The following is a 16,169-nucleotide window of genomic DNA, read 5'->3' as shown; positions in this document are numbered from 1 at the left end:
GACATGGCGGTCTGACTGTCTGGCGCGGGGTTGGGTGTTGATCTGCGATTGCTCGACGGATTGCGTTGCTTCGCGCCGCTATCCATCCTCCGGTTTGGGTTCATGCTTTGGGATGGGTTCGTTTTGCGGCGGGGGAATTACCGATTTAATCGCTTGTACCGTCACACTGGAACGGCATAATGGGGCCTCAAATCCACCGCTACGGTATATCGCAATGCAAAGTCTCGACCCGCAGCAACGCCTCGCCCTGCATGCCGCCATCATCGCGCATGATGACGCGCAAAATTGCACTGTATACCGCCCGGATGAAAGTGACCCTGACGCCGAAGAAGAAGACCTCGGTGACGGCAAGATCATACTCGGAGGCACCTATGTGCCGCATGCCGAATGGGATCAGGAAGCGCTGGATGACTATTACGACGACAGCGACCCAAGCCTGTTTGTCACCGCCCGAATAGCCAGCGATTACAAGCCGGGCAGCGCAGACTACTTTGAAGTGGAGCCCGGTGATTTTGTCGCCACCCTCCCCGCGCCAGGCAAAGTGCAGATGTACTTCGTTTACGACTACACCGAAGACGCGCAAGGCCGCGAATACGTGCTGATCCGCGACGACGAGTAACACCGTTCACGGCCATCCGCTGGCCGCACTAACGGATGACCGCGCTAATGCAAAAAGCCCCCGCTGAATCGACAGCGAGGGCTTTTTTATGCACGTCCGCCAGGCTTACTTGATGCTGCCTGCGCGGCCCGGCTTCTTGCTTTGCAGAATGTGCGAGAACACTGCGTGAAGGTCATCCGAGGCACTTTCCTCGTCGAGGTTGAGCTTGCTGTCGATGTGATCCATGTGATGCATCATCAGGCTCACGGCCTTCGCGGTGTCACGTGCCTCGATGGCGTCGATCAACTGATTATGCTCATCGTATGAGCAATGCGAACGACTGCCACTTTCGTACTGGGCAATGATCAGCGAAGTCTGCGAAACAAGACTGCGTTGGAAGCTGGTCAGCGGTGCGTTTTTGGCCGCCTCAGCAAGTTTGAGGTGGAACTCACCCGACAAACGAATACCGGCGCCGCGATCACCGCGCGAGAAGCTGGTTTGCTCGTCCTCAACCATCTGCCGCAGCTCAGTCAACTGATCGGCCGTGGCATGCTGTACGGCAAGCTCGGTGATGGCGCGCTCAACCATGCGTCGCGCATAAAAAATCTGCCGCGCTTCATCGACGCTTGGGCTGGCAACCACAGCGCCGCGATTTGGGCGCAGCAGCACCACGCCTTCGTGGGCAAGCCGGGACAGCGAACGGCGGATGATGGTGCGGCTGACACCAAAAATCTCGCCCAGCGCTTCCTCGCTAAGTTTGGTGCCAGGTGCCAGGCGCTGTTCGAGAATTGCATCAAAGATATGAGCGTAAACAATATCGTCCTGAGTCCCGCTGCGACCGGCAAGGCTGGCGCGTGACTGCTTTTTGAGAGGCTGCAATTGATCGTTCATTCTGGCTCGCGTTGTCATGTCCGACAGTTTTAATACTGCCTAAACGCGCTGATGCATCCCTGGATGTCAGCGCTTTTAATATTCAGTCCAGAGCAATGCAATCTCTGGACCCCACAGATCCCGGCGGGTTGGCATTAATCGCCAGCTGTAATCTGAACTCTACTGCTATTCGGCCGACTGGCAAGAAAAATTCGCCAGAAAGATGAATAAATCGGCACGCGCATTGTACACAATTTGACCAGCACAGGCACTTTTTACGACCAAGGTCGCAGCTTGCACTGTTGCAGTGCGCGGTTAACTAAGCATCTATCGAGATCAGAAATTTGTGCGCGGGGATAAATCAATTTGGTCTAAGCATCGAATTGTTCAACTCTGATCATTTTAGCGCAAGGCTGATTGCTGCCAAAACAGCGGTAATGAAACGCCCAAAGCGCGTTAAAAAAGCACGTCATTCGTCTTCTAATCTTCTGTTTTTATTAGCTTATTCCTCATATCAAGGCATATACAGGCGGCGCACTGCATTGGCACACGTGAAAATGCAGTTGATCACTATCGGTAAAACAGTAATTGCTTTTTTTGTATACAACCGCATAATCGCGCATAGTGATTTCTTGACCCAACAGTCAACTACTCACCCGCAAGAGCACCTTAACGCATCGCCTGCCTCAGAGACTTTGTCGTGCACAGCACCGAGTCTGGGCGGTACACAACAAAAGCAATGAGGAGTACCTGCTGTGGAAAGCGCCAAACAAGAACAATATGCAACGCCTGATTCAGGGACCGGGAGCGGTGGATTGCTGGACCGTTTCTTCAAACTTACCGAGCACCGCACCACCATCAAAACCGAACTGATCGCAGGCCTGACTACCTTTGTCACGATGGCCTACATCATCTTCGTTAACCCCAATATCATGGCAAATGCCGGCGTTGACCACGGGGCCGCCTTCGTCGCGACCTGTATCGGTGCTGCGCTGGGCTGCTTCCTCATGGGCCTGTACGCCAACTGGCCAGTCGGGCTTGCGCCGGGCATGGGCCTCAACGCGTTTTTCACTTACACCGTCGTCGGCGAGATGGGCTACAGCTGGGAAACCGCATTGGGCGCGGTGTTTATCTCCGGCGTGTTGTTCATGATCATGAGCTTGTCGCGGATACGTGAATGGCTGCTCAACAGCATTCCCATGAGCCTGCGTTTCGCAATGGGCGCGGGGGTCGGATTATTCCTCGGCCTGATTGGTTTGAAGACCGCCGGCATTGTCGTCGACAGCCCGGCGACCCTGCTGACCATGGGCTCGTTCGGTGAACCCAACGCTCTCCTCGCAGCCGTCTGCTTCCTGCTGATTGCCGTGCTCAGCCACCGCAACGTGTTCGGCGCAATCCTGTTCAGCATGCTGGCTGTAACGGCGATTGGCTGGGGCATGGGCATCGTCGAATTTGGCGGCGTGGTTTCGATGCCACCAAGCCTGGCGCCGACGTTCCTGGCGATGGACATCAAAGGCGCGTTCAATGTGTCGATGATCAGCGTCATTCTGGCGTTTCTGTTCGTCAACATGTTCGACACCGCCGGCACTCTGATGGGCGTTGCCCACCGCGCCAATCTTGTCGATGACGACGGGCAGATCCAGAACCTGTCAAAAGCCCTCAAGGCGGACAGTACGTCCAGCGTTATTGGCTCACTGGTCGGCTGCCCGCCGGTTACCAGCTATGTAGAAAGCGCATCCGGCGTGGCTGCAGGTGGCCGCACCGGCCTTACCGCAATCACCGTTGGCGTGCTGTTCCTCGTCGCCATGTTCTTCGCCCCGCTGGCGGGCATGATCCCGGCCTACGCCACCGCAGGTGCGTTGATTTACGTGGCCATGCTGATGATGAGCGGCATGGCGCACATCGACTGGGAAGACCTGACAGACACGATTCCGGCTATTGTTACCGTGGTGATGATGCCGCTAACCTTCTCGATCGCCAACGGCATCGCGCTGGGCTTCTTGACCTACGCAACGCTCAAGCTGCTGACCGGTCAGCGCGACAAAGTTTCGGTGTCGCTGTATGTGCTCTGCGTCATCTTCATTGCAAAGTTCGCTTTCCTGTAAAAGCAGCCTGTTTGGGCTGGACCGTGCGCAGCGCTTTGCTGCGCACGGGATAATCACCCTGAACCCCGACGCCAAGGTGCCGGGGTTTTTCAACGTCTGGAGTAAGCAGCATGAGTCTGGAAACCTGGTTATTGTTCAGCAGCGCCGCCTTGATCGTGATCCTGATTCCGGGGCCGCTTTCTCTGCTGATGGTCAGCAATAGCCTGAACTATGGCCTGCGCCGTTCGATCCCGGCGTTCATCGGCGGCGTCTCGGCTTCGATCTGCCTGCTTAGCGCATCGGCACTGGGGTTGGGCGCATTGCTGCTGGCCTCGGAGAAGCTGTTTTCAGCGCTGAAACTGATCGGTGCGCTGTATCTGTTCTACCTGGCCTTCCAAAGCTGGCAGGCCTCACGCCAGGCTGCCAAGCCCGTTACCGCGGAAGAGCAGCCGGTTAACCCAAGCTTCAACAGCATGTTCTGGAAAGCCTTCGGCCTGGGCGCGAGCAACCCGAAAGACATCCTGTTCTTTGCCGCTTTCCTGCCGCAGTTCCTCTCCACCGAATACTCAATGACCCAGCAATTGCTGGTGATGATCGCCACCTGGGCGGTACTCGATCTGGCCTGCAAACTGTTCTACGGCCTCAGCGCCCAGGGCGCCGCCCGCTACCTGCGCTCAGGCAAGGGCCAGGTCTGGTTCAACCGCATCAGCGCCGGACTGTTCGGCGCGGCTGGAACGGCTTCATTGCTGAGCCGCTGAACACACCCCGAAACCTGGGTAGAGGCACAGCCGCTACCCAGGGAAATGACCACCACACAACCATCGCCACGCCGGAAGCCGCAAACAGATTCCAGCGCCATCAGCCACACCACAAAAGACCCGCCAACCGGAGGATGGATAGCGGCGCGCAGCAACGCAATCCGTCGAGCGATCGCAAGATCAACCCCAAACCCACGCCAGGCAGTCAGAACGCCAAGTCGGAAGCCGCAAGCGGATTCCAACCTCCACGAACGCACCGGAGCAGAACCGCACACCGGAGGATGGATAGCGGCGCGAAGCAACGCAATCCGTCGGGCGATCGCAAGATCAACCCCAAACCCACGCCAGGCAGTCAGAACGCCAAGTCGGAAGCCGCAAGCGGATTCCAACCTCCATCAGCCACACCACCGAAAAACCGCCAAACGGAGGATGGATAGCGGCGCGCAGCAACGCAATCCGTCGGGCGATCGCAAGAGCAACATCCAGCCCGCGTCATGCAGTCAGATCGCCATGTCGGAAGCCGCAAGCGGATTCCAACCTCCACGAATGCACCGGAGCAGCCCCGCCAACCGGAGGATGGATAGCGGCGCGAAGCAACGCAATCCGTCGGACGATCGCAAGATCAACCCCAAACCCACGCCAGGCAGTCAGAACGCCATGTCGGAAGCCGCAAGCGGATTCCAACCTCCACGAACGCACCACAGAAGACCCGCCAATCGGAGGATGGATAGCGGCGCGAAGCAACGCAATCCGTCGGACGATCGCAAGATCAACCCCAAACCACGCTAGACCGCCAGACCGCCATGTCAGAAGCCGCAAGCGGATTCCAGCGCCATCAGCCACACCACAAAAGACCCGCCAAACGGAGGATGGATAGCGGTGCGCAGCAACGCAATCCGTCGGACGATCGCAAAATCAACCCCCAAACCCGCGCCAGATAGTCAGACAGCCATGTCGGAAGCCGCAAGCGGATTCCAACCTCCATCGAACATATCCCGCAGGGTGTTTGTTTCCCCCAATCAATCGCCCCCTTAATCGCCACACAAAAAAAAGCCCGCAGTGCGGCGGGCAAGGACTCTATTAATGAGTCAGAGGGTGACAAGCATTCGGTGCATCAGCTGCCGCGATAAGTCGAGTAGCTGTATGGGGAAATCAGCAGCGGCACGTGGTAGTGCTCCTGATTGGCGTCGATGCCAAAACGCAGCACAACCACATCGAGAAATGCTGGGTCAGGCAGGGCAACGCCGCGGGCGCGGTAGTAGTCGCCTGCATGGAAGTGCAGTTGGTAGACGCCGGTACGGTAATCGTCGCCTTGCAGAACTGGCGCGTCGCAGCGGCCATCGGAGTTGGTCAATACGCTGGTGAGCAATTCCAGCTGCGCGCCTTCTACGCGGTACAGCTCGATTTTCAACTCGCTGCCCGGGCAGCCGTGAGCTGCATCCAGAACGTGGGTAGTTAATCGTCCCATGGCTTCAGGGCGCCAGCAGCCTCAGCTGCATCAGCACCACACCTCCTCTACTGTTTGAATGTTGACGAATCCAGCGTTCTCGCCGCGCCGGCCTGCTGCTATATAAAGCACAAGACCCGCTGAACTGTAGCCGCTGATTCGCAGTTGTTGGCAGAATAGCATGCAATAAAATATTTGCGACACTTTTTTTATAAATTGTACACAATGTCAAAAGCATCAAGCCTGAACCACTGCCGAAAACTGCCAGGCCAAATTTGCTCATCGCCAGACCATGAGGGCGATGTGGCGCAAAGAGCTGACCATTTAGGCAAGTTTCTTGCTAGGTATTCAATACAACCATTGGCTATGACTGCTTATGAAAAATAGCTAAATTTTAGATTTACAAAACATCATCTACTTTGTATACAATTAGCCCATCACGGTCGCCAGTCCAAAAAGTCGGACAGTGCAATGACCGCAACACCATTACAAAGGAAGACTGCAGTGAGCGCTGAATACCCTCGCGACCTGATCGGTTACGCCAACAACCCACCGCATCCGCAGTGGCCGAATGATGCTCGCATCGCCCTCTCGTTTGTCCTCAACTATGAGGAAGGTGGCGAACGCAACATTTTGCATGGCGACAAGGAATCTGAAGCGTTCTTATCAGAAATGGTTTCGGCTCAGCCGCTGCAAGGCGAGCGCAACATGAGCATGGAATCGCTTTACGAGTACGGCAGCCGTGCCGGTGTGTGGCGCCTGCTCAAGCTGTTCCAGAAGCACAATATTCCGCTGACCATCTTTGCCGTAGCGATGGCTGCCGAGCGCCACCCTGATGTGATCAAGGCGATGGTTGCTGCTGGCCACGAGATCTGCAGCCACGGTTATCGCTGGATCGACTATCAGTACATGGATGAGCAGCAGGAACGCGAGCACATGCTCGAAGCGATCCGCATCTTCACTGAACTGACAGGTGAGCGCCCACTGGGCTGGTACACCGGCCGCACGGGTCCGAACACTCGCCGTATCGTTATGGAAGAAGGCGGATTCCTCTATGACTCCGACACCTACGACGATGATCTGCCTTACTGGGACCCAGCCAGCACCGAGGCTAAACCTCATTTGGTGATCCCTTACACGCTGGACACCAACGACATGCGCTTCACGCAAGTGCAGGGTTTCAACAAGGGTGACGATTTCTTCGAATACCTCAAAGACGCCTTCGATGTGCTGTATGCCGAAGGCCTTGAAGGCGCACCGAAAATGCTCTCGATCGGCATGCATTGCCGCTTGTTAGGTCGCCCCGCTCGTCTCGCGGCTTTGGCGCGGTTCATCGAGTACGTCAACAGCCATGAAAAAGTCTGGATCGCCCGCCGCGTAGACATCGCGCGCCATTGGCATGCCACACACCCGTTCAAGCAGGAGCACGCAAAATGAGCCGTTTTCAGACCCTGACCCCGTCGCAGCTAAGCCGCGAGGACTTCGTCAGCGCCTTTGCCGACATTTATGAGCACTCACCGTGGGTTGCCGAAAAGGCTTATGACCTGGGTGCGGATGACACGCTCAATGACATTGATGGCCTGCATCAGCGCATGGCCGATATTTTGCTCAGTGCCAGCCGCGAAACCCAACTGGCATTGATCAACGCTCACCCGGACCTCGCTGGTAAAGCGGCGGTTCGCGGTGAACTGACCGCCTCCTCCACGTCGGAGCAGGCCGGTGCGGGCATTCAGGATTGCACCGCCGAGGAGTTTGCCCGCTTCACCGAACTGAACGACGCCTACAAGGCCAAGTTCGGCTTCATTTTCATCATGGCGGTAAAAGGCAGCAACCGTCACCAGATCCTGGCGGCTTTCGAGGAGCGCATCCATAACTCCCCGGAACAGGAATTTGCCCGTGCTCTGGCTGAAATAAACAAGATTGCGTTGTTCCGTCTGCAGCAGCTCTAGCTCCGACCGGAGAACTCTGCACACAGCGACGCAACTATTCCCTACGCCCTCATTTAAGGCAGACATTCATGAAAGCTTACGCCGTACCTTTCGAAAAATACGTCAACCTCGCCGACGCCCGTCTGGGAACCAAGGCCATTTCGGTAACCGATGACTGGTTCGCCGACGTTAACCGCCTGTTCCAGCCGACCCCGGCCGTATGGAAGGAGGGCGTTTTCGATGACAACGGCAAGTGGATGGACGGCTGGGAGTCACGCCGCAAGCGCTTTGAAGGCTACGACAGCGCGGTGATTCGTTTGGGCGTGCCGGGCTCGATCAAGGGTGTGGATATTGACACCAGTTTCTTCACCGGCAACTTCCCGCCGTCAGCCTCGCTTGAAGGCTGCTTTGTTGCAGAAGGTGACCCGAGCGACACCACCGAGTGGACCGAAGTACTGGGCGCCGTAGAGCTGCAAGGTAACAGCCACCACTATCACGAAATCAACGATGCTCAGGCATTCACTCACCTACGCTTTAACATCTATCCAGATGGCGGCGTTGCCCGTTTGCGCGTTTACGGCATTCCGTTCCGCGACTGGAGTGCTGTTGGCGACAACGAAGAAGTCGATCTGGCGGCTGCACTCAACGGCGGGCGCGCTCTGGCTTGCTCAGACGAGCACTTCGGTCGCATGAGCAACATCCTCAACCCGGGTCGCGGCATCAACATGGGCGACGGCTGGGAAACTGCACGCCGCCGCACACCGGGTAATGACTGGGTCATCGTCGCACTCGGCGCGCCGGGCTCAATCGAGCGCATCGTTGTCGACACCCTGCACTTCAAAGGCAACTACCCGGACAGCTGCTCGATTCAGGGCGCATTCGTCAAGGGCGGTACCGACAGCCAGATCGAAACCCAGAGCCTGTTCTGGCGCGAGCTGCTGCCAAGCCAGAAGCTGGAAATGCACGCCGAGCACGAGTTCAGCGAGCAGATCAAAGACCTCGGCACCATCACCCATGTGCGCATCAATGTGTTCCCGGATGGTGGCATCAGCCGTCTGCGCCTGTTCGGCAAAGTGGCCAAGTAAACAGCAACACCGCGAGTCCTGCAGGGCGCACTGCCCTGCAGGCAACAGAATTTAGATCGGCGGGCGTGAGGTTGAATGCGCGCTTGCCTTGAAGAGAAAACGACATGCGTAAACTGATCATCGAGCCTTTGAGCAAAGAAGCCTTCGCCCCTTTCGGCGACGTCATCGAGACCGAAGGCAGCGAGTATTTCATGATCAATAACGGCTCAACCCGCCGCTATCACAAACTGGCCGAGGTCGAGACCGCGCAGCCAGACGATAGGGCAATCATCAGTATTTTCAGCGCCGAAGCACTGGAAATGCCGTTGACCGTACGCATGTTGGAACGCCATCCGCAGGGCAGTCAGGCGTTTATACCGCTGCTCGGCAACCCCTTTCTGATCGTGGTCGCGCCAGTTGGCGATGTACCTGATTCAGAGCTTGTCCGTGCTTTCCGCAGTAACGGTAAGCAGGGCATTAATTACCATCGCGGCGTTTGGCACCACCCGGTGCTTACGATCGAAAAGCGGGATGACTTCCTGGTGGTTGATCGCAGTGGTTCTGGCAACAACTGTGATGAGTACTTCTTTACTGAGGATGCGCAGCTGCTCCTCAACCCCCACCAATAAGAGAAGCCCAGGGGACCTGATTTCAGGCACTGGGAGAAGAGGTAAAGACTGTGGAAGCACATTTGATTGAATGGCTGAACCTGAGCGTGCGCTGGGTTCACATGATCGTCGGTATCGCCTGGATCGGCGCGTCCTTCTATTTCGTATGGCTGGAGAACAACCTCAACCGCGTTAACCCCAAAGACGGCCTGGCGGGCGATTTGTGGGCAATTCACGGCGGCGGTATCTACCACCTCGAAAAATACAAACTGGCCCCGCCGAAAATGCCGGAAAACCTGCATTGGTTTAAGTGGGAAGCCTACTGGACGTGGATGTCCGGCGTCACCCTGTTGATGGTGGTTTACTACCTCAACCCGTCGCTCTACCTGATTGCGCCAGGTAGTGATCTGGCGCCTGGCGCGGCTATCGCCATCGGCATCGGTTCGCTGGTTGCAGGCTGGTTCATCTACGACATCCTCTGCGATTCCGCGCTGGGTAAGCAACCTGCCCTGCTCGGCTTTGTACTGTTCATTCTGCTGGTCGGCGCAGCATTCGGTTTGAGCCATGTGTTCAGCGGCCGCGGTGCTTACATCCATGTCGGCGCGATTATCGGCACCATCATGGTCGGTAACGTATTCCGCACCATTATGCCGGCTCAGCGCGCACTGGTTAAGGCCATCGAAGAAGGCAGCACGCCAGACCCGGCGCTGCCAGCCAAAGGCCTGATGCGTTCACGCCACAACAACTACTTCACCTTGCCGGTGCTGTTCATCATGATCAGCAACCACTTCCCAAGCACTTACGGCAGTAGCTACAACTGGCTGATTCTCGCCGGTATCGCAATTGCTGCGGTGTTGATTCGTCACTACTTCAACACCCGCCACAACAGCAACAAGTTCGCCTGGGCATTGCCTGCCGGTGCACTGGCGATGATCTGTCTGGCATTTGTCACAGGCCCGGCATCACAGCCTGCGATGCCAACCGCCAGCCAGCCTGCCGCGATCAAGTATGCACCGCTGCCAGCCACTGCAATGCCAGGGCCGGGTGCTGCAAAGCCGATACAGCCGCAAGCACCTGCTGCGCCTGAACAACCGCAACAAGCCAACACTGCACCAGCCGCTGGCGGCGAAGGTTTTGCCCAGGTCCACAGTGTGATTCAGGAACGTTGTTCGGTGTGCCATTCGGCCAAGCCGAGCAGCCCGATGTTCAGCGCAGCCCCTGCCGGCGTGATGTTTGATACCCCGCAACAGATCCAGCAGCAGGCGGCGCGTATTCAGGCGCAGGCAGTAGCAACACAGACCATGCCGCTGGGCAACATCACCCAGATGACTCAAGCGGAACGTGATTTGATCGGCCAGTGGATTGCACAAGGCGCGCAAATCAATTGATTGACCCGATGCCGCACCGCTCACCCGGTGCGGCATTTTTGTATCTGCAATAAAGCTGACTTGCTAGTGCCAACCATCGAACGCACTCCGTGCGACATGATGATTTGGCTGCCCCGCGACTGATAAAAATAAAAGCGCTTGAGGTGTTTGCATGACCCGGTTGAATAACAACTCGGCGGCCGTTTCTGCCGTCGATCAGCGTCTGCCCTGGCTGCAGATGCTTCTGGTGAGTTTTCAGCATGTGCTGCTGATGTACGGCGGTGCGATTGCCGTGCCGCTGATCATTGGCGAAGCCGTCGGTTTATCCAGGGAAGAAGTCGCGTTTCTGATCAACGCCGATTTGCTGGTGGCCGGTGCAGCAACACTGGTGCAATCGCTCGGGATTGGCCCGATGGGCATCCGGATGCCGATCATGATGGGCGCAAGCTTTGCCGCTGTCGGCAGCATGGTTGCCATGGCCGGCACACCCGGAATCGGCCTCACCGGCATATTCGGGGCGACCATCGCCGCTGGATTTTTCGGCATGCTGATCGCGCCGTTCATGTCACGCATCGTGCACTTCTTCCCGCCGCTGGTGACCGGCACAGTGATCACCTCAATCGGCCTGTCGCTGTTTCCCGCCGCCATCAATTGGGCCGGTGGTGGCAGCGACGCAACCCAGTTCGGCGACCTTAAATACCTGGCCATTTCGGCAATGGTGCTGATCTCGATTCTGCTGATCAATCGCTTCATGCGCGGATTCTGGGTCAACGTTTCGGTACTGGTCGGCATGCTGCTGGGCTACGCCATTTCAGCGTGTCTGGGCATGGTCGATCTCAGCGGGTTGTCTCAAGCGCCATGGCTGCAAGTGGTGACTCCGCTGCATTTCGGCATGCCGCAATTCAGCCTCGCACCAATTCTGTCGATGTGCCTGGTGGTGGTAATCATCTTTGTTGAATCAACAGGCATGTTTATCGCGCTGGGTAAAATCACGGAACAGGAAATCACCCCGGCCAAGCTGCGACGCGGCCTGCTGTGCGACGCTGGCGCCTCGTTTGTCGCGGGTATTTTCAATACCTTCACTCATTCATCGTTCGCGCAGAATATTGGCCTGGTGCAGATGACAGGCGTGCGCAGCCGATTTGTCACCGCTTGCGCCGGCTGCATGCTGATCACCTTGAGCTTACTGCCCAAGGCGGCCTTTCTGGTGGCCTCGATTCCGCCAGCGGTATTGGGCGGCGCGGGCATTGCGATGTTCGGCATGGTTGCCGCTACCGGCATGAATATCTTGCAGGAAGCCAACATTGCCGACCGCCGCAATCAATTGCTGGTCGCCGTTAGCATCGGCATGGGGCTCGCCCCGGTAGTACGTCCAGAGCTGTTTGCTCAACTACCACAGTGGATGGACCCAATCACTCACAGCGGTATAGCCCTGGCGACGCTTAGCGCCGTCTCGCTGAATCTGCTGTTCAACATCCTTGGCGGCGCCGACCGTGCGCAGCTGGTCCGCCAACCCGCCAGCCACTGATACAAAACAAGGCTCATCCCTGTGTTGAGCCTTGTTCTCCCGCCTTAAAGCCCCCCTCTTCACATCCGCCAATCAGCCCGCTGTTTGGCAGATGACCATGCATCCACTTTTTGTACACATAATCACAATAAATTGTTTTTACGCTTGTAAACAAATTGCTATAGTCGATATATTCTGACCGATCAGACAACTTTCTGATGTGCAGATTGAGGCGCCGTGAAGCCTCGTGTAAGCCCATGACCGTATAAAAAAAACAGGCAGGCTCCAACATGACCGCTACTCGCTCGACCCCAGCCCAAGCTCCGTCTGCAAAAAGCAGCGAGCTGATCTATCAACTCGATGACCGCCCCGCTTTCGGCCCCGCGCTGTTCGCAGCCTTGCAGCATGTTCTGGCCAGTTTCGTTGGCATCATCACCCCCACCCTGATTATCGGTAACGTGCTTGGCCTCGGTGCTCATGTACCGTATCTGGTGAGCATGGCGCTGTTCGTGTCCGGCATTGGCACCTTCGTGCAGGCACGCCGCATCGGCCCAATTGGTTCCGGCCTGCTCTGCCTGCAAGGCACCAGTTTCGGTTTTCTCAGCGTGATTCTCAGCGCTGGATTCATCGTCAAGGGGCGCGGCGGTAGCCCGGAAGATATTCTCGCGACCCTGTTTGGCGTGTGTTTTTGCGCCGCCTTTGTCGAGATCGCATTCAGCCAGTTCATCAACAAACTGCGTCAGGTCATTACCCCTGTCGTGACGGGCACCATCATCTGCCTGATGGGCTTGTCGCTGATCAAAGTCGCCATGACCGACATCGCCGGTGGCTTCGGCGCCAAAGATTTTGGCGCCTTGCATAACCTCGCGCTGGGGGGTGTGGTCATGGCCACGATCATTATCTTCAACCGCTTCAAGTCGCAGGCCGTGCGGCTCAGCGCCGTGGTAGCCGGCTTGCTGCTGGGCTCACTGGTGGCGTGGTTCACCGGCCAGCTGAGTTTTGCCGATATGCCGGAGGTACCGCTGGTCAGCGTGCCGCAGCCGTTCAAATACGGCTTCAGCTTCGACTGGATTGCGTTCGTGCCGGTCGCGGTGATTTTCCTGATTACCCCGCTGGAAACCGCTGGCGACCTGACCGCCAACTCGATCATCTCCAAACAACCTGTCACTGGCCCGCTGTACCTGCGCCGGATCAAGTCCGGTGTGCTCGCCGACGGCTGCACCTCGGCAATGGCCGCCGTATTCAACAGCCTGCCAATGACCACATTCAGCCAGAACAACGGGGTTATCCAGCTCACCGGCGTAGCCAGCCGCCATGTCGGCCTCTACATCGCTGGCATTCTGGTGCTGCTGGGTCTGTTCCCGATTGTCGGCGCCGTGCTGCAAATGATGCCCAAGCCAGTACTCGGCGGCGCCACGCTGATCATGTTCGGCACGGTGGGTGTTGCCGGTATCAAGATTCTCGCCGAGGCCGGACTGCATCGGCGCAACGTCATGATCGTGGCCATTTCGCTCGGTCTCGGGCTCGGCGTTGCCGGTGTACCCGAAGTGCTTTCGCAGATGCCGGACACCCTGAAAAACATCTTTGGCTCACCGATCACCATTGGTGCAATCAGCGCCATTTTGCTGAATTACTTCCTGCCCGAAGAACATGCCCTTGAAGTGGCTGAAGACGATTTCGACCCCGAAGCGCACCTGCATTCGGTACTCCAGGATTCACAAGATAAGACACCGCAAGTCGCGACCGAGCAGCCACAAGCTAGCCCGCAGCGTCATCACGCACCTGCCTAAGACCAACCCGGCACCTACCCAGCAGTCGCAAACGGCCAGCTGTGAACACATATCCCACAACTCAAACAATAAGGAAGACCCGATGAACCTGAAGCGACTGCCCCTCTGCCTCTCACTCACGGCAGGCCTGTTTGCAGCCCAACACGCCAACGCCGATGACCTGCTGTACTGGCAGAGCAACAGCCTGTCGTACCTCAACGGCAGCAACTTTCAGCGTGGCAACTTCAACGCCGAAGAACAACGCTCGCAATCGACCTTCACCTTCGAACACGCCAGCGGCTGGGTGTGGGGCGATATTTTCTACTTCCTCGACTACGTTAATGCCGACAACCTGCAATCACGCGGCAGTTTCAGCAACGGCACCTTCGAGCAGAAAGAGCACAACACCTTTTACTACATGGAGTTCTCGCCACGGGTAAGCCTCAGTTGGCTTACTGGCCAGGATCTTTCGGCCGGGCCGCTTAAGGACGTGAAAGCGGCCTTTACTTACGAAAAAGGCGAAGGCGGCCCAGGCACTGAAAACTACCTGTACGGTCTCGGTTTCGACTGGAATGTGCCGGGCTTCGCGTTCCTCAACACCAACATTTACCGGGTGAAGATCAACAACCACGTGTTCTTTGCCGACCAGAACAGCAACGGCTACACCGAGCAGTTGACGGTTGCAGGCGCCTATCCATTCGCCGTTGGCGAGCAGGACTTTTTGATCGACGGTTACGTCGACTGGCGCGCACCGTCTGATGAGGCCGGCACCCAGACTTCGGTCGGCTCCTCGATCCAGATCAAGTGGGATGCGGGTAAAGCGCTGTTCAATCAGGACAAGAAGCTTTACGTCGGTACCGAACTGAACATATGGCACAACAAATACGGTGTTAAGCCGGTAGACGGCTCGGCTGACGGCTTCGACCAGACCGCCGTTCAGGCACTGGTGAAGTACTACTTCTAACGCCTGAGTTGTACCCGACAAGGCAATTGCGCAGCCGCGCAGTTGCCTTTTTTTGTGGGCGCAGATTGGGCGATCGCTTGCACCTTGCGGATTTGGCAGGCAGGAGCCGTATACCGCCATGACGGTTTGCCTTGCAGGCTAACCATCCTCCGCCCGGCACTTTTGCCCAGCTTATTAAAGCGATCATTCTGAAACGGCGCGTGTGACCTATGTTTATACAAAATCTGAGCGCAGGTCATATGCGTTATGCCTGAAATATAACTCACTAGTTTTTAATTATCAGACTTACCGGTAACATTTACTGTGCCACCATGGGAAGCCGAAAATGATCCAATCGGTAACTCGTATGTTTGATAACCATTTGCTGCAAACCCTATGGTATTGCTCGCTTGGCTTTGTTGCTGAAATGAAATATAAAGTCCACAAGGACAACTGATAGTACATTGGTCGTCGATAACAGAGCGTCTCCAACTCATGGGCCCTTGGCTACAGCTCGCATGCTCGTATGAAAAATCAGAGAAACTGGTTTCGGTGTCTGGCGTAAGATTGCAGACAAAAATCTCAATATCCATATGACTATATATCCTTTCATTTATTTGTATGATGGGCGATCGCCACTTATGAGAGTATAAATACTCCACACAGCGAACCCTACCCATAAATATGCGCCTTTTAAAATCAGGTCAATAGAAGAGCGCTAAATAAACTATCGGAAAAAGTATTAATAAAAATGAAAACCTGCTAACAGCAACTAAACACCTAAGATATTCAAACAAGACAGTAAATCTTATAGTCAACAGATAACCTATATCCACCCAAGCATCCAGCGGCAAATCCACGCTAAGGATGGTCTGAAGTAGCCATGCATTTCTGGCTGACTTCACCCTCTGCTGATTTTAAAAGCGGCAAATCGATCAAAAACGATCAGATCACCCGCTCATTTGGGTGTTTCTGGCCGCCGCGATAACCTCGCAGCTGCCATTTCCAACATTACAGGCGCACCTCTCCTGCATTCGCCAGCAAATGTCGGCGTGCCATCCACAGATTCGACAGCGCGAACAGAGTCACCAGTTGTGCGGTGTTCTTCGCCAGGCCACGGAAGCGCGTTTTCACATAACCGAACTGGCGCTTGATCACCCGGAACGGATGCTCGACCTTTGCACGCACCTGGGCCTTGGCTTTCTCGATCCTGCGCTTGGCTTTAT

The 16,169-nt window shown here is 56.4% G+C and carries 15 protein-coding genes; 11 read left to right on the top strand and 4 right to left on the bottom strand.

Going from position 1 to position 16,169, the window contains the following annotated elements:
- The first annotated feature begins 214 nt into the window (after positions 1 to 214).
- Positions 215 to 619: a hypothetical protein gene (locus tag BM395_RS09535; protein ID WP_090511092.1), complete on the top strand. Its 405-nt coding sequence runs from the start codon at positions 215 to 217 to the stop codon at positions 617 to 619.
- Positions 620 to 724: 105 nt separating this feature from the next.
- On the opposite strand, the gene BM395_RS09530 is transcribed toward BM395_RS09535, so the two are convergent.
- Entirely contained in the window at positions 725 to 1,489 is a 765-nt protein-coding gene (locus BM395_RS09530) for a GntR family transcriptional regulator (RefSeq protein WP_069900499.1), read from the bottom strand.
- A 734-nt stretch (positions 1,490 to 2,223) separates the two neighbouring features.
- Here BM395_RS09530 and BM395_RS09525 point away from each other — a divergent pair.
- On the top strand, positions 2,224 to 3,573 hold the full coding sequence (locus tag BM395_RS09525) for an NCS2 family permease (protein ID WP_069900500.1): 1,350 nt from the start codon (positions 2,224 to 2,226) through the stop codon (positions 3,571 to 3,573).
- Positions 3,574 to 3,683: 110 nt separating this feature from the next.
- Positions 3,684 to 4,310, top strand: coding sequence for a LysE family translocator (locus tag BM395_RS09520; RefSeq protein ID WP_090511089.1), 627 nt, complete (start codon positions 3,684 to 3,686; stop codon positions 4,308 to 4,310).
- 1,114 nt (positions 4,311 to 5,424) lie between these two features.
- Here the strand turns inward: BM395_RS09520 and uraH are convergent.
- Positions 5,425 to 5,778, bottom strand: a complete 354-nt coding sequence (gene uraH, locus BM395_RS09515; protein WP_090511086.1) for a hydroxyisourate hydrolase — start codon at positions 5,776 to 5,778, stop codon at positions 5,425 to 5,427.
- A gap of 483 nt (positions 5,779 to 6,261) precedes the next feature.
- On the opposite strand from uraH, the gene puuE reads away from it, so the two are divergent.
- The 8 genes from puuE (at position 6,262) to BM395_RS09470 (ending at position 14,964) form a co-directional block, all read left to right on the top strand.
- Positions 6,262 to 7,194 carry an allantoinase PuuE gene (gene puuE, locus BM395_RS09510; protein ID WP_090511081.1) on the top strand — a complete coding sequence of 311 codons (933 nt, stop codon included), beginning with the start codon at positions 6,262 to 6,264 and terminating at the stop codon, positions 7,192 to 7,194.
- Positions 7,191 to 7,706 (top strand): 2-oxo-4-hydroxy-4-carboxy-5-ureidoimidazoline decarboxylase, encoded by a 516-nt coding sequence (gene uraD / locus BM395_RS09505; protein ID WP_090511078.1) that lies wholly within the window; start codon positions 7,191 to 7,193, stop codon positions 7,704 to 7,706. The genes puuE and uraD overlap by 4 nt, the downstream gene beginning before the upstream one ends.
- A gap of 68 nt (positions 7,707 to 7,774) precedes the next feature.
- Positions 7,775 to 8,770, top strand: coding sequence for an allantoicase (gene alc, locus BM395_RS09500; protein WP_090511075.1), 996 nt, complete (start codon positions 7,775 to 7,777; stop codon positions 8,768 to 8,770).
- 104 nt (positions 8,771 to 8,874) lie between these two features.
- Positions 8,875 to 9,378, top strand: a complete 504-nt coding sequence (locus BM395_RS09495) for an ureidoglycolate lyase (RefSeq protein WP_090511072.1) — start codon at positions 8,875 to 8,877, stop codon at positions 9,376 to 9,378.
- Positions 9,379 to 9,428: 50 nt separating this feature from the next.
- Positions 9,429 to 10,745: a urate hydroxylase PuuD gene (locus tag BM395_RS09490; RefSeq protein WP_090511070.1), complete on the top strand. Its 1,317-nt coding sequence runs from the start codon at positions 9,429 to 9,431 to the stop codon at positions 10,743 to 10,745.
- Positions 10,746 to 10,896: 151 nt separating this feature from the next.
- Entirely contained in the window at positions 10,897 to 12,252 is a 1,356-nt protein-coding gene (locus tag BM395_RS09485; protein ID WP_090511068.1) for a nucleobase:cation symporter-2 family protein, read from the top strand.
- Between the two features lie 269 nt (positions 12,253 to 12,521).
- The gene (locus BM395_RS09475) at positions 12,522 to 14,021 is read left to right on the top strand and encodes a uracil-xanthine permease family protein (RefSeq protein WP_090511064.1); all 1,500 of its coding nucleotides are present in this window, start codon (positions 12,522 to 12,524) and stop codon (positions 14,019 to 14,021) included.
- 82 nt (positions 14,022 to 14,103) lie between these two features.
- A complete protein-coding gene (locus tag BM395_RS09470) occupies positions 14,104 to 14,964 on the top strand; it encodes an outer membrane protein OmpK (protein ID WP_090511061.1) in 861 nt (286 codons plus the stop codon).
- A 272-nt stretch (positions 14,965 to 15,236) separates the two neighbouring features.
- Here the strand turns inward: BM395_RS09470 and BM395_RS23140 are convergent, their stop codons facing one another.
- Positions 15,237 to 15,536, bottom strand: a complete 300-nt coding sequence (locus BM395_RS23140; protein WP_141124088.1) for a hypothetical protein — start codon at positions 15,534 to 15,536, stop codon at positions 15,237 to 15,239.
- Positions 15,537 to 15,954: 418 nt separating this feature from the next.
- Positions 15,955 to 16,169: transposase (locus tag BM395_RS09465; protein ID WP_141124087.1), on the bottom strand; the 215-nt coding region annotated here is incomplete at its 5' end.

This window comes from Pseudomonas marincola, assembly GCF_900116605.1.
In the GTDB taxonomy this organism is placed as follows: Bacteria; Pseudomonadota; Gammaproteobacteria; order Pseudomonadales; family Pseudomonadaceae; genus Aquipseudomonas; species Aquipseudomonas marincola.
Note: the sequence above shows the minus strand (reverse complement) of the source record. Positions and strands in the feature narration are given on the sequence as shown.

Excerpts from the sequence above, each read along its gene's own strand:
- BM395_RS09535 (WP_090511092.1), top strand. The coding sequence starts at position 215 with ATGCAAAGTCTCGACCCGCAGCAACGCCTCGCCCTGCATGCCGCCATC.
- BM395_RS09530 (WP_069900499.1), bottom strand. The coding sequence starts at position 1,489 with ATGAACGATCAATTGCAGCCTCTCAAAAAGCAGTCACGCGCCAGCCTT.
- BM395_RS09520 (WP_090511089.1), top strand. The coding sequence starts at position 3,684 with ATGAGTCTGGAAACCTGGTTATTGTTCAGCAGCGCCGCCTTGATCGTG.
- uraH (WP_090511086.1), bottom strand. The coding sequence starts at position 5,778 with ATGGGACGATTAACTACCCACGTTCTGGATGCAGCTCACGGCTGCCCG.
- uraD (WP_090511078.1), top strand. The coding sequence starts at position 7,191 with ATGAGCCGTTTTCAGACCCTGACCCCGTCGCAGCTAAGCCGCGAGGAC.
- alc (WP_090511075.1), top strand. The coding sequence starts at position 7,775 with ATGAAAGCTTACGCCGTACCTTTCGAAAAATACGTCAACCTCGCCGAC.
- BM395_RS09495 (WP_090511072.1), top strand. The coding sequence starts at position 8,875 with ATGCGTAAACTGATCATCGAGCCTTTGAGCAAAGAAGCCTTCGCCCCT.
- BM395_RS09485 (WP_090511068.1), top strand. The coding sequence starts at position 10,897 with ATGACCCGGTTGAATAACAACTCGGCGGCCGTTTCTGCCGTCGATCAG.
- BM395_RS09475 (WP_090511064.1), top strand. The coding sequence starts at position 12,522 with ATGACCGCTACTCGCTCGACCCCAGCCCAAGCTCCGTCTGCAAAAAGC.
- BM395_RS09470 (WP_090511061.1), top strand. The coding sequence starts at position 14,104 with ATGAACCTGAAGCGACTGCCCCTCTGCCTCTCACTCACGGCAGGCCTG.
- BM395_RS23140 (WP_141124088.1), bottom strand. The coding sequence starts at position 15,536 with ATGGATATTGAGATTTTTGTCTGCAATCTTACGCCAGACACCGAAACC.